The following is a 13,630-nucleotide window of genomic DNA, read 5'->3' as shown; positions in this document are numbered from 1 at the left end:
CTTTCGCGCAGCCGGTGAACACCCAGCACGCTTTGCTGCTCCACCGTCTTGACCGGCACGAAGTGCATCTGCGGGCGAGAGGCCGCCTCGCACACGGCCGCAGCGTCATTGGCGTCGTTCTTCCCACTCTTGCCCTGAAGCCGATAGGCCGTCACCAGATGAGGGGCAACGAGGCGCACTGCGATGCCGTGGCTGCGCAGTGCTCTTGCCCAATAGTGAGCACCCCCGCATGCCTCCATGGCCACCTGGCAGCCCGCTGGCAGCTGCACGCACCATTCCTTGAACTTGCCACGGGGTAGTTGACGATTGATGACGGTCTTGCCTTGCGCGTCCACAGCGTGAATCTGGATCACGTTCTTGGCCAGATCAACACCAACACGAGTAATCTCTTGCATGGGCTTCCCCTTTCAATAGGTTGCAGATTGAGCTTCGCAAAATCAATCTTGGCACTCCGATGCCGCTACCTGAAAGTGGGAAGTCCCTTCGCATCCTGTTCGGGCCACCGCCACTCTTCTTCGAGTGGCGGTGGTGTCCCAAGCAACAGGGAGGCACATGCATCAACCAACACAACACCCCATCGCCCGGCCCCGACTGGCCTTGCTGATCGACGCCGAGAACGTGAGCGCACGCCGCGCCGGCCAGCTCATGGCGCTGGTCGCCGAACGCGGCAAACCCACCGTGCGCCGCGCCTTCGGCGACTGGACCACCCCGCAGCTCGCCCCGTGGAAGAAGGTGCTGCACACCCTGGCCATCGAGCCCTGCCAGCAGTTCTCCTACGCCAGTGGCAAGAACGCCAGCGATGCCACGCTGATCATGGACGCGATGGAACTGCTGCTCACGCGCGCGGTCGACGGCTTCTGCCTCGCCTCGTCCGACAGCGACTACACCGGGCTCGTCGGCCGCATCCAGCAGAAGGGACTGCCCGTGTACGGCTTCGGGCTGCGCGAATCGTCCCCGGCGTTCATGGCCGCCTGCGATGACTTCGTGTGCCTGGACGCGCCCTCGGACGCGAGCGCCCCGGCCTGAGCGCTCACGGACGCCGCTCAGTTTCCAGTATCGCGTCACAACCCACACCCGCCGCGATCCAGCGGTGGGCCAACCGCCGCAACACCGGCGCCGCCCAGCGCCAGCGCGGACCCAGCACGGCTTCGGTGTCGGTCAGGGCGCCGCAGCGGTAGATCGTGCGCGCACCGTCCCAGCGCAACGCGTCGCAGGCGCCCACGCGCTTGCGCGAGATCAAGCGACCCAGCGGACAGGGCTCGGCCAGGCAGCACACACCGCAGCCGTTGCACGGCGCGCCCAGCGCGGGCTTGGCGGGCGCTTCGGCGTGGATGTGGATGACCTGCTGCTGGCCCACCGATTCACGCCCGCGCCAGCACCGGCCCCAGCACGCGCCCCGTGTGCGTGTCCAGCCGCACCACCTCATCGGGCGGCGCGGCGGCCACGATGCGGCCGCCACCCGCACCGCCTTCCGGCCCCAGGTCGATGATCCAGTCGGCCTCGGCCATCACGTCGAGGTCGTGCTCGATCACCACCACGCTGTGGCCGCCGTCCACCAGACGGTGCAGCACGCGGATGAGTTTCTCCACGTCGGCCATGTGCAGCCCCACCGTGGGCTCGTCGAGCACGTAGAGCGTGTGCGGGGCCTTCTGCCCACGCCGCGTCACGTCGTCGCGCACCTTGCTGAGTTCGGTCACGAGCTTGATGCGCTGTGCCTCGCCGCCGCTGAGCGTAGGGCTGGGTTGGCCGAGCGTGAGGTAGCCCAGGCCCACGTCCTTGAGCAGTTGCAGCGGGTGGGCGATGTTGGGCATGGAAGCGAAGAAGTCCACCGCCTCGTCCACTTCCATGCGCAGCACGTCGCCGATGCTCTTGCCCTTCCAGGTCACCGCCAGCGTTTCGGGGTTGAAGCGTGCGCCGTGACAGACCTCGCAGGGCACCTTCACGTCGGGCAGGAAGCTCATCTCGATGGTGCGCATGCCCTGCCCTTCGCAACCGGGGCAGCGGCCTTCCCCGGTGTTGAAACTGAAGCGGCCCGGGGCATAGCCACGCGCCTTGGCTTCCAGCGTGTCGGCGAACAGCTTGCGCACCGTGTCCCAGAAGCCGATGTAGGTGGCCGGGCAACTGCGCGGCGTCTTGCCGATGGGGGTCTGGTCGACTTCGAGCACGCGGTCCACGGTTTCGCTGCCGAGCAACTTGTCGCAGCCGCTCCACGCAGGCCGATCACCCTTGTCCCAGCCCTTCTTGCCGGCGGCGGTGCTGCGCATCTGCACCGCAGCGGCCACGTTGGTGAGCAGCACATCGCGCGCAAGCGTGCTCTTGCCCGAACCGCTCACGCCGGTGATCACCACCAGCCGCTTGAGCGGCACGGTCACGTCGAGCCGCTGCAGGTTGTGCAGGGCCGCGCCACGCAGCTCCAGCGCGTCTTCCGTGGCCACCACCGCGCGCCGCGCCTGCAACGGGTGCTTCATGGCGTGCAGCAGGTAGCGGCCGGTCACCGATTCCGCGTTCGCCGACAGGTCGGCCACCGAACCCTGCGCCACCACGCGCCCGCCGCGCTTGCCGGCGCTGGGGCCGATGTCGATGATGTGATCGGCGCGGCGGATGGTGTCCTCGTCGTGCTCCACCACCACCAGCGTGTTGCCCTGCTCGCCGAGCTTGTGCAGCGCGTTGAGCAGGATCGCGTTGTCGCGCGCGTGCAGGCCGATGGTGGGTTCGTCCAGCACGTAGCACACACCCTGCAGGTTGCTGCCGAGTTGCGCCGCCAGGCGGATGCGCTGCGCCTCGCCACCGCTGAGCGTGGGTGCACCACGGTCCAGCGTGAGGTAGTTCAGGCCCACTTCTTCGAGGAAAGCCAGGCGGCTTTCGATCTCGGGCAGAAGGTCGCGGGCAATGTCGGCCTCTCGTGCGGTCAGCGCGAGGTCCTTCATCAAGCCGTGCACCCAGGCTCTCACCTCGCGCACCGACAGCCGCGCCACATCGGTGATGCCCACGCCTGCAAACCTCACGGCCCGCGCTTGTGCGTTCAGGCGCGTGCCCTCGCAGGTGGGGCAGACCTCATCCGCGATGTCTTCCACCTCGGGCTCGGCAAAGCTCTGTTCGCGGCCGCGTTCCTGGTCGTCGCGCACCGAATCGTCGAGCACCTTGCGCTGGTCGCGCGAGAGCTTCACGCCGGTGCCCACGCAGTCGGGACACCAGCCGTGCTTGCTGTTGTAGGAGAACAGCCGCGGGTCAAGCTCGGGGTAGCTGGTGGCGCAGACCGGGCAGGCGCGCGTGGTGGAGAACACCTCCAGTGTGCCGAGCTGTCTTGTGGACACGCCCTCGGCCAGTGCCTGGGCCAGGCCATCGAGCGGCGTGAGCACGTGCACCACGCCCTTGCCGATCTCCAGGGCCTTGTTGAGCTGCTGGCGCAGCGCCGCTTCGTGGTCGGCACTGACCACGAAGTCCGCCACCGGCAGCTCGATGGTGTGCTCCTTGAAGCGGTCGATGCGCGGAAAACCCGTGGTGGGCAGGAACTCGCCGTCCACACGCAGGTGGCTGTACCCACGTGGTCGCGCCCAGTCGGCCAGCTCGGTGTAGACGCCCTTGCGGTTGACCACCAGCGGCGCCAGCAGGCCGATGTGCTGGCCCTTGTAGCGCGAGAGGATGGCGGCTGCGATGCTGTCGGCGCTTTGCGGCATCACGGCCGCGCCGTCGTGCACGCAGTGCTGCGTGCCCAGCTTCACGTAAAGCAGCCGCAGGAAGTGCCAGACCTCGGTGGTGGTGCCCACCGTGCTCTTGCGCCCGCCGCGCGAGAGCCGCTGCTCGATCGCCACCGTGGGCGGAATGCCGTAGACCGCGTCCACCTCGGGCCGGCCGGCCGGCTGCACGATGCTGCGCGCATACGCGTTCAGGCTTTCCAGGTAGCGCCGCTGGCCTTCGTTGAACAGGATGTCGAACGCCAGCGTGCTCTTGCCGGAACCTGAGACGCCGGAGATCACATTGAAACGGCCGCGCGGAATGTCCACGCTCAGGTTCTTGAGGTTGTGCTCCTTGGCGTTGACGATCTGAATCGCGTTCGAATGGCGGGCCTTGCGATGCGGGCGGGCAGCCGCGCGGTACCGCTGCGCGGCGCCGGTTTCGCTCACCTCGTGCACCTCGCCCATGGAGAGCGCGTAGTCGCGCAGCGCTTTCGCGGTGTGACTGGTGGCGTGCTCGCGCACCGTTTCAGGCGGCCCTTCGGCCACCACCAGCCCGCCGGCGTCGCCGCCTTCGGGGCCGAGGTCGATCAGCCAGTCGGCGGCGCGGATCACGTCGAGGTTGTGCTCGATCACCACCAGCGAATGGCCGGCGTCGAGCAGCTTGCGCAGCGATCGCATGAGCTTGGCGATGTCGTCGAAGTGCAGGCCGGTGGTGGGCTCGTCGAACAGGAACAGCGTGCCCTTGCGCGCCACCGGCTGGCGGCTGGCGCTGGCCGACTTGGCCGCCTCGGCGAGAAACCCAGCGAGCTTCAGGCGCTGCGCCTCGCCACCCGAGAGCGTGGGCACAGGCTGGCCCAGCTTCACGTACTCCAGACCGACGTCCACGATGGGCTGCAGCGCACGGATGACCTCTCGGTCACCTGAGAAAAGACCGGCGGCCTCGCTCACGGTGAGGTCCAGCACGTCGGCCACGTTGAAGTGGCGGCCCCCGCGCTCGATCTTCACTTCCAGGATTTCGGGTCGGTAGCGCTTGCCGTCGCAGTCCGGGCAGCGCAGGTACACGTCGCTCAGGAACTGCATTTCCACATGCTCGAAACCCGAACCGCCACAGGTGGGGCAGCGCCCATCGCCACTGTTGAAGCTGAACTTGGACGGCGTGTAGCTGCGCTGGCGCGCCAGCGGGGCCTCGGCGAACAGGCTGCGAATCGCGTCCCACGCGCCCACGTAGCTCACCGGATTGGAGCGCGCGGTCTTGCCGATCGGCGACTGGTCGACGAACACCACTTCGCTCAGATGATCGGCACCCAGCAGGCGGTCGTGCGCGCCCGGGCTGTCGGTGGATTTGCCGAAGTGACGCAGCAGCGCAGGCGCGAGCACATCCTGGATCAGGCTGGACTTGCCCGAGCCTGACACGCCAGTGACCACCACCAGGCGCTGCAGCGGGAATTCGACCGACACGTCCTTCAGGTTGTGTTCGCGCGCGCCTTCGAGGATGAGGCGCGGCGTGTTGTCGGTCACCATGCGCTTGAAGCCCATGCCCACGGTCTTGCGAGCGCCGAGGTAGGCACCGGTGAGCGTGTCGGCCGAGCGGATCGCCTCGGGCGTGCCGTCGAACACGATCTCGCCGCCCCGCTCGCCGGGGCCGGGGCCCATGTCGATCAGGCGGTCGGCCGCCAGCATGACCGCCGGGTCGTGTTCCACCACCACCAGCGTGTTGCCGGCATCGCGCAGGCGCAGCATGGCGTCGACGATGCGCGCCATGTCGCGCGGGTGCAGGCCGATGCTGGGCTCGTCCAGCACGAACAGCGTGTTCACCAGCGAGGTGCCGAGCGCGGTGGTGAGGTTGATGCGCTGCACCTCGCCACCGCTGAGGGTTCGGCTCTGGCGGTCGAGCGTGAGGTAGCCGATGCCGACCTCGCAGAGGTAGCGCACGCGGGTGTTGATTTCGTCAAGCAGCAGGCGCAGCGCCTGGGCCTGGCCGGATGCGTCCGAGCCCGCCGGAGGCAGTGCCTCGTCCAGCGTGCTGAAGAAGGCGCGCAGGCGATCCAGCGGCATCAGCATCAGGTCGTGCAGGCACAGGCCCGGCAGCGCCTCGAGCTGTGCGCGGCTCCACCTCACGCCCTGCGGCATGTAGCGGTTTTCCGCCGGCAGCACCGCGTCGGCCTGCGCCTGGGTGCCGATGCGCCAGAGCAGGCTGTCGTTCTTGAGGCGTGCGCCTCGGCAGCTCGGGCATTCGGTGTAGCTGCGGTATTTGGAGAGCAGCACCCGGATGTGCATCTTGTAGGCCTTGCTCTCCAGGTACTCGAAGAAACGCGCCACGCCATACCACTGCTGGTTCCACTTGCCGTTCCACTGCGGCGAGCCGGCCTTCACCCAATGCTGCTGCTCGGGCGTGAGCTTGGCCCAGGGCGTGTCGCGCGGAATGCCGGCGGCCTCGGCGTGCCGCATCATGTCGTCCTGGCACTCCTTCCAGGCCGGCGTCTGGAACACCTTGATGGCGCCCGCACGCAGCGTGAGCTTGTCGTTGGGAATGACCAGACCGTAGTCCACCCCGATCACCCGCCCGAAGCCACGGCAGGCCTCGCAGGCGCCCACGGCCGAGTTGAACGAGAACATCGACGGCGTGGGCTCGCTGTAGCGGATGTCGCTCTCCGGGCAATGCAGGCCGGTGGAAAACCGCCAGATCTCGGGTTCTTCATCGCCCTGGATGGCGTATACCATCAGCTTGCCCGCACCCCGCTTCAGGCCGACCTCGATCGCTTCCATCACGCGCGCCGGTTCCGTGTTGCTCATGCGGAAGCGGTCGGCCACCACATCAAGCAACTTCACGGCTTCGATGGCCGGCCTGGCCTTCTTCTTGCCCTTGGCCTCGGTGTCCACTGACGCTTCGCGCTGCACGGTGCGCTCGGCCTGCACGCGGGTGTAGCCGCTGGCCGAGAGCCACTGTTCGACTTCTTCCGGCGTGGTGCTGGCGGGGAGCTCGACCGGGAAGGTGACCACCAGCCGAGGATCGCCGGACGCCGCCGCGCGGGCCTGCAATTCCACAAAGATCGACTCGGGCGAATCGTGCCGCACCAGCGATGCGGTCTCGCGGTCGAACAGTTCGGCACCACGTGCAAACAGCAACTTCAGGTGGTCGTTGAGCTCGGTCATGGTGCCCACCGTGGACCTCGAGCTGCGCACCGGGTTGGTCTGGTCGATCGCAATCGCCGGGGGCACGCCCTCCACCCGGTCCACCGCCGGCTTGTCCATGCGGTCCAGGAACTGGCGCGCGTAGGCGCTGAAGGTCTCCACGTAGCGCCGCTGGCCTTCGGCGAACAGGGTGTCGAACACCAGGCTGGACTTGCCGGAGCCGCTGGGCCCCGTCACCACGGTGAGTTCGCCCGTGCGCAAGTCCAGATCGAGGTTTTTCAGGTTGTGCTGGCGCGCACCCCGGATGCGGATCAGGCCAGAACCGCCTTCCGTCGATTGCTCGACGCCGTCGGCGGGAGAAACGGTTGAAATCGCGGCCGCAGACAGCTCAGCGGGCAGGAAGGCGTCGGACATGCAGGAGGCTCCAGATGGGGAGCCGAACATTCTACGGAGGGGTGTGACAAAGCCGCGTCACGGTACGTCATATCCACAATTTCTTACCTCGGGGCGCTGCCTAGACTCAGGCCACCTCCGGAGACCTCCCCCTATGAAAAAAAGCCACACGCTCCTCAAGAACACCCTGTCCGCCCTGGGCTTGTCTGCCCTGATCGGATTCACCGCCCCCGCCTGGGCGCAACTGCGCATCGGCATGCCTTCGGGTTTCACCGGTTCGGTGGCGGCCGGCGTGAAGGAAAACCACGAGGGCGCCAAGCTGTATTTCGACACCATCAACACGCGCGGTGGTGTGAACGGCCAGAAGATCGAGCTCATCACCGTGGACGACAAGTTCGACCCGAAAGTGACGGTGGAGGTGGCGCGCGAGCTGGTGACCCAGCAACGCGTGCTGGCGCTGTTCCTGAACCGGGGCACGCCGCATTCCCAGGCGCTGCTGCCGCTGCTCACCGAACTCAAGGTGCCGCTGGTGGGCCCGAGCACGGGTGCCATGGTGCTGCACGAGCCGGTGCATCCCTGGGTGTTCAACGTGCGCGCCACCTACCAGCGCGAAGCGGCCAAAGCGGTGGAGCATCTGGCGAGCATCGGCATCACCCGCATCGCCGTGATCGAGACCGACGATTCCTTCGGCGCCGACTCGGCCGCTGGCGCCCTGAAGGGCTTCGCCAAGGCCAACCAGAAGCCGGTGCTGCATGAAAAATCGCCGCGCGACAAACCCGACTTCACCGAGCTCGCCAAGCGCGTGGCCGCGAGCAATGCGCAGGCGGTGCTGGTGATCGCCTCGGCCGGCAACACCGCCAACGCGGTGAAGGCGATCCGCACGGCGGGATCGCGTGCGCAGGTGGTCACGTTGTCGAACAATGCGTCCGAGGGTTTCATCAAGCTGCTCGGCGAGCATGCGCGCGGCGTGATCGTGACGCAGGTGTTTCCCAACGAGCGCTCGGTGGCGTATCCGCTGATCAAGGAAGCCCAGGAATTCGCGAAGGCCAAGGGGCTGCCGGGCGTGTCGCCCGCGATGATGGAAGGCTACGCCGCCGCCAAGGTGCTGACCGAGGGCCTGCGGCGCGCCGGACCGAGCGCCACGCCGGCCAGCCTGCGCGACGCGCTGGAAGGCCTGCGCAACTACGACCTGGGTGGCCTGACCGTGAACTACGGTCCGAACAACCACACCGGCCTGGATTTCGCCGATTTGTCGATCATCGACGCCACCGGCAAGTTCAGGCGTTGAGTGCTACGACTTGACGATCAGCACGGGCACCTTGGCGTGGGTCAGCACCTTCTGCGCCACGCTGCCCAGAATGAGCGCTTTCACGCCCTGGCGGCCGTGTGAGCCCATGACGATGAGATCGCAGCCTTCGGCTTCGGCGGTCTCGATGATGCCCTCGTAGACCACATTGCGCTCGATGGTGTCGCCAGCAAAAGGCACACCGTCGGCGGCGCAGGCCAGCTTGACGGCATCCAGCGCCTGCGTGGCGGCGCTCTTGGCTTCGGTCAGGTAGGCCTGCAGGCCCACGGCAGAGGCGTCACCAATGCCGATGTAGGGAAACGGATCGATCACGTACACGCCCACGATCTGTGCGTTCTGGCTTTTGGCCAGTTGCACCGCGGTGCGCGTGGCCAGCGCCGCCAGGCCAGAGCCGTCGGTGGGAAGCAGGATTTTCTTGAACATGGCGTATCTCCTTGAATCGGGTTGTCTTCAGGAATTTCGCACCCGGTAAGGTGCGAGTCCATCTTAACGGCCGAAGTTCAGGCGAATTTGCGCCACCTCAAGCGGGCGTCAGATCGGCGCTCACGTCCACCGCGCAGTACTTGAGTTCAGCGATCTTGCCCACCGGGTCCAGCGCGGGATTGGTGAGCAGGTTGGCGGCCGCTTCGGCGTAGGCAAAGGGAATGAACGCGGCGTTGAGCGGCATCGCGTCGTCGACCCGCACCGCCAGAGCCACCTGCCCCCTTCGCGAACGCACCCGCGCGAGCGCCCCGGCATTCAGGCCCAGTCGCCGCGCCGTGGCCGGGTTCAGGCTCACCACCGGGCCGGGTTCCAGCGCATCCAGCACCTCGCTGCGGCGCGTCATGCTGCCGGTGTGCCAGTGCTCGAGCTGTCGACCGGTGATGAGCACCATGGGGAATTCGGCATCGGGCACTTCGGCGGGCGGCGTGACGCCCGCGCCCACCAGGCGCGCTCGGCCACTGTCGGTGGGGAAGTCCTCGGTGAACACCACCGGCTGGCCGGGGTCGTCCTCGCTGGCCACGGGGTAGGTCACCGCGCCTTCACGCCGCAGCCGGGTCCATGAGAGGCCTGCGATGCTGGGCATGAGCGCGCGCATCTCTTCGAACACGGCGCCGATGCCGGTGCGGGCGTCGTCGGTGGCGGTGCCGTCTGCCGCCACGTCGTACGCCCAGTGGAGCCCAAGGCGGCGCGCGAGCTGCTCGGTGATCCACGCGTCAGCGCGCGCCTCGCCCGGCGCGGGAACGGCCTTGCGGCCGAGCTGCACACAGCGGTCGGTGTTGGTGACGCTGCCGGTCTTCTCGGGCCAGGCGGTGGCGGGCAGCACCACGTCGGCCAGGCTGGCGGTCTCGGTGAGGAAGATGTCCTGCACCACCAGGTGGTCCAGCCCCGCCAGCGCTTCGCGGGCGTGCGCCGCATCGGGGTCGCTCATGGCCGGGTTCTCGCCCTGGATCAGCATGGCACGGATCTCGCGCCGGTGCGCCGCGTCGATGATTTCCACCACCGTGAGGCCGGCTTCACCCGTCAGCGTGCCGGGAGCGAGGTTCCACAAGCGCTCGGCCTTCTCACGCGCCAGCGGGTCGCCGACCTTCTGGTAGTCCGGCAGCACCATGGGGATCAGGCCGGCGTCGCTCGCGCCCTGCACGTTGTTCTGCCCGCGCAGCGGATGCAGGCCGGTGCCGGGGCGTCCGATCTGGCCGGTGATGAGCGAGAGCGCGATCAGGCAACGCGCGTTGTCGGTGCCGTGCGTGTGCTGGCTGATGCCCATGCCCCAGAGGATCATGCTGTTCTTCGCCGTGGCATAGGCGCGGGCCACCTCGCGCAGCGTGGCCGCGTCGATGCCGCAGACCGGCGCCATCGCTTCTGGGGAGAAGTCGGCCAGGTGGGCCTTGAGTTGCGCGAAGTCCAGCGTGTGCGCCTCGATGTAGGCCGGGTCGGTAAGGCCTTCGAACACGATGGTGTGCAAGAGCGCGTTGAGCAGGGCCACGTCGCTGCCCGGCGAAAAGCCCAGGTGTTTCCACGCGTGGCGCGCCAGCTCGGTGCGGCGCGGATCGGCCAGCACCAGCTTCATGCCGCGCCGCGTGGCGTTCTTGATCCAGCTCGCGCCCACCGGGTGGTTCTGCGCCGGGTTGGCGCCGATCAGCAACACGAAGTCGGCGTGCTGCACGTCGCGCAGCGGGTTGGTGACCACCGCCGAACCCAGGCCCTCCATGAGCGCGGCCACACTGGATGCGTGGCACAGGCGCGTGCAATGGTCCACGTTGTGCGTGGCGAATGCGGTGCGGATCAGCTTCTGGAACAGGTAGGCCTCTTCGTTCGTGCCCTTGGCCGATCCGAAGCCCGCCACCGGGCCCTGGCGACCGCGCGCGGTCGTGCTGGTCATGGCGCGCTGGAAGCCGGCTGCGGCGGCGTCCAGCGCTTCGTCCCAGCTCGCTTCGCGGAACAGCTCGCGCCAGTTGCGGCGCTCGATCGAGAGGGGGTCCTTGGGCGCATCGGCACGCCGTATCAGCGGGCGCGTGAGCCGCTCGGGGCTGTGTGCGTAGTCGAAGCCGAAGCGGCCTTTCACGCACAGGCGCCCTTCGTTGGCCGGCCCGGCGATGCCTTCAACGTGCTCGATCTTTCCATCGCTCACGTGGTAGGTGAGCTGGCAGCCCACCCCGCAATAGGGACAGACCGAGTCCACCTGCTGCTGCGCCGCTTTCTGGTACGCACCGTTGGCCGGTGCGATGGCGCCCGTGGGGCAGGCCTGCACGCATTCCCCGCAGGCCACGCAGGTGCTTGCGCCCATGGGGTCGTTCTGGTCGAACACGATCTGCGCATGGCCACCCCGGAATGCGAGACCCAGCACGTCGTTGCCCTGGGTCTCACGGCAGGCGCGGATGCAGCGCGTGCACTGGATGCAGGCGTCGAGGTTCACGGTCATGGCGGGGTGGCTCGCGTCGTGCGCTGCAGCGGCCCGGGCTGGGAAGCGCCCCGATTCCGCACCCGCTTGCTGCGCCCAGTGCGCGAGCTCGCTGTCGTGCCTGAGCGCGGTGGTGTCCGGCGCATCGGCCAGCAACAATTCAAGCACCGTTTTGCGCGCCGTGGTCGCGCGCGTGCTCTCCACCTGCACCACCATGCCCGGCGCGGGCGCGCGGCAGCACGAAGGCGCGAGCACACGCTCGCCTTCGATCTCGACCACGCAGGCGCGGCAGTTGCCGGGACTGCGCAGGCCGTCCATGTGGCACAGGTGCGGAATCGCCACGCCCATGCGCTGCGCAGCCTTGAGGATGCTTTCGCCCGGCGCGGCTTCCGCCGCGCGCCCATCGAGCGTGAAAGCGATGGGCGTGGCGTCTTTGGGTAGATCGTCGGTTTTCATGCCGCACCCTTTCCATTCACCTCGTGCGCAAAGAAACGCAGCACGCTGTCCACCGGGTTGGGCGCGGCCTGGCCCAGGCCGCAGATGCTGGCGTCGCGCATCACCTGCGAGAGTTCGCCGAACAAAGGCACATCCCACACCGGGGCCTGCATGAGCTGCACCGCCTTGGTGGTGCCCGAGCGGCATGGTGTGCACTGGCCGCAGGATTCGTGTTCGAAGAACCGCATGAGGTTGAGTGCCGCCCCGCGCGCGGTGTCGTGCTGGCCCATCACCACCACCGCCATGGAGCCGATGAAGCTGCCGTGCTCGAACAGGGTGTCGAAATCCAGTGGCACATCGGCCAGCGATGCGGGCAGGATGCCGCCCGAGGCACCGCCGGGCAGGTACGCGTACAGCTCATGGCCTTCGGCCATGCCACCCGCGAATTCGTCTACCAGCTCACGCAGGGTGATGCCGGCGGGCGCCAGATGCACGCCGGGCTTCTTCACGCGGCCCGAGACGGAGAACCGCCGCAGGCCATTGCGCTCACGCCGCCCGTGCCCCGCGAGCCAGGCGCCGCCCTTCTCCACGATGGTCGGAATCCACCACAGCGTCTCGGGGTTGTGCGCCAGCGTGGGCCGGCCGAACACACCGTGCATGGCCACGATGGGCGGCTTGAGTCGCGGCAGGCCGCGTTTGCCCTCCACGGATTCGATCAGCGCCGACTCCTCGCCGCAGATGTAGGCGCCGGCACCACGCCGCAGTTCGATGACGGGCGGCGTGTAGCCCGGGTACTGGGCCGCCAGCACGGACAGGGTGGCGTCGAGCCGCTGGAGTTCGCGCGCGAGCAGTTCGCGCACGTCGTGGTACTCGTCGCGCAGGTAGATCCACACGCGGTCCACAGCCACCGCCTGCGCAGCAATGAGCAGGCCTTCAAGCATCTGCGGTGCACCGGCCTGCGCGCTGCTCAGCACCTGCCAGTCCTTGAATGTCCCCACCTCGCCTTCATCGATGTTCACCACCATGTGTCGCGGGCCGGGTTGCGCACGCACCGTCTCCCACTTGCGCCAGGCCGGAAAACCCGCACCACCCAGGCCGCGCAGGTTCGATGCCTTGAGCTCCGCGAGCACCTGATCACCATCGATCTCGCCTGCCAGCAGGCGCCGCAGTTGCGGGAAGGCCGAGGGCTCTGGTGCGGGCAGGGCCCGCGGTGAGGTCTCGCCACGCGCGAGCAGATCCTGGACCTTTGCCACGCTGGCGTTGGGCAACTGCCGCTGGCCCACGCACGCCGCAGGCGCCACATGGCACTGGCCGATGCAGGGCGCTTCCTGCGCGCGCACGCGAGCGTCGCCGGCCAGCGCGCCTTGCAGATCGGCCAGCAGCGATTCACCGCCTGCCATGGCACACGAAAGGCTGGTGCAGACACGCACCACCGTGGCTGCCACGGGTGCTTCATCGCCCACGATCTCGAAGTGGTGGTAGAAGCTCGCCACCTCGAACACCTCCACCTGGCTCAGGCGCAGCCGCTCGGCCAGCGCGGCCAGGTGGCCATGGCGCAAGGCGCCCTCCCCATCCTGCAGGCGGTGCAGGTGCTCGATGAGCAGATCGGCACGCGGTGCCAGGCCCTCGCACAGCGCATCGACCCGCGCCCGCGCTTCGGGCTGCACCTGCCGGCCCTTGGGCGTGTGGCGGGGGCGACCCCGGCCCTGGCGGGCGTCGAGCGGGCGAATGGGGATGACGGTGTTCATGGATTCAGCGTAGCACCGTATGGGGGTCGTTAATATGTTCGAAATTGCATGAACTCGG

At 68.0% G+C, this 13,630-nt stretch carries 8 protein-coding genes; 2 read left to right on the top strand and 6 right to left on the bottom strand.

Translation table 11 applies throughout. The annotated features are described in order from the left end of the window. Nucleotides 1–395: IS110 family transposase (locus tag ACTIF6_RS22980; protein ID WP_439590068.1), on the bottom strand; the 395-nt coding region annotated here is incomplete at its 3' end. A 157-nt stretch (nucleotides 396–552) separates the two neighbouring features. On the opposite strand from ACTIF6_RS22980, the gene ACTIF6_RS22975 reads away from it, so the two are divergent. Then, entirely contained in the window at nucleotides 553–1,026 is a 474-nt protein-coding gene (locus ACTIF6_RS22975; RefSeq protein WP_439590067.1) for an NYN domain-containing protein, read from the top strand. Nucleotides 1,027–1,030: 4 nt separating this feature from the next. Here ACTIF6_RS22975 and ACTIF6_RS22970 read toward each other — a convergent pair whose 3' ends face one another. Both ACTIF6_RS22970 and uvrA read right to left on the bottom strand, forming a co-directional pair. Continuing rightward, nucleotides 1,031–1,357, bottom strand: a complete 327-nt coding sequence (locus ACTIF6_RS22970; protein ID WP_439590066.1) for a hypothetical protein — start codon at nucleotides 1,355–1,357, stop codon at nucleotides 1,031–1,033. Nucleotides 1,358–1,361: 4 nt separating this feature from the next. Continuing rightward, nucleotides 1,362–7,223 carry an excinuclease ABC subunit UvrA gene (gene uvrA, locus ACTIF6_RS22965; RefSeq protein ID WP_439590065.1) on the bottom strand — a complete coding sequence of 1,954 codons (5,862 nt, stop codon included), beginning with the start codon at nucleotides 7,221–7,223 and terminating at the stop codon, nucleotides 1,362–1,364. A 133-nt stretch (nucleotides 7,224–7,356) separates the two neighbouring features. Here uvrA and ACTIF6_RS22960 point away from each other — a divergent pair, with 133 nt between their 5' ends. Next, nucleotides 7,357–8,490, top strand: coding sequence for an ABC transporter substrate-binding protein (locus ACTIF6_RS22960; RefSeq protein WP_439590064.1), 1,134 nt, complete (start codon nucleotides 7,357–7,359; stop codon nucleotides 8,488–8,490). A 3-nt stretch (nucleotides 8,491–8,493) separates the two neighbouring features. On the opposite strand, the gene ACTIF6_RS22955 is transcribed toward ACTIF6_RS22960, so the two are convergent. The 3 genes from ACTIF6_RS22955 to ACTIF6_RS22945 form a co-directional block, all read right to left on the bottom strand. Beyond that, the gene (locus tag ACTIF6_RS22955) at nucleotides 8,494–8,931 is read right to left on the bottom strand and encodes a universal stress protein (RefSeq protein WP_439590063.1); all 438 of its coding nucleotides are present in this window, start codon (nucleotides 8,929–8,931) and stop codon (nucleotides 8,494–8,496) included. A gap of 97 nt (nucleotides 8,932–9,028) precedes the next feature. Further along, nucleotides 9,029–11,845, bottom strand: coding sequence for a molybdopterin-dependent oxidoreductase (locus ACTIF6_RS22950; RefSeq protein ID WP_439590062.1), 2,817 nt, complete (start codon nucleotides 11,843–11,845; stop codon nucleotides 9,029–9,031). Further along, the gene (locus tag ACTIF6_RS22945) at nucleotides 11,842–13,572 is read right to left on the bottom strand and encodes an NAD(P)H-dependent oxidoreductase subunit E (protein ID WP_439590061.1); all 1,731 of its coding nucleotides are present in this window, start codon (nucleotides 13,570–13,572) and stop codon (nucleotides 11,842–11,844) included. Before ACTIF6_RS22945 ends, ACTIF6_RS22950 begins: the two co-directional genes overlap by 4 nt. Nucleotides 13,573–13,630 lie beyond the last annotated feature (58 nt).

The organism is Hydrogenophaga sp. (assembly GCF_051860785.1).
GTDB lineage: Bacteria > Pseudomonadota > Gammaproteobacteria > Burkholderiales > Burkholderiaceae_C > Hydrogenophaga.
The sequence above is the reverse complement of the archived record's forward strand: the minus strand, read 5'-3'. Positions and strand labels throughout refer to the sequence as shown.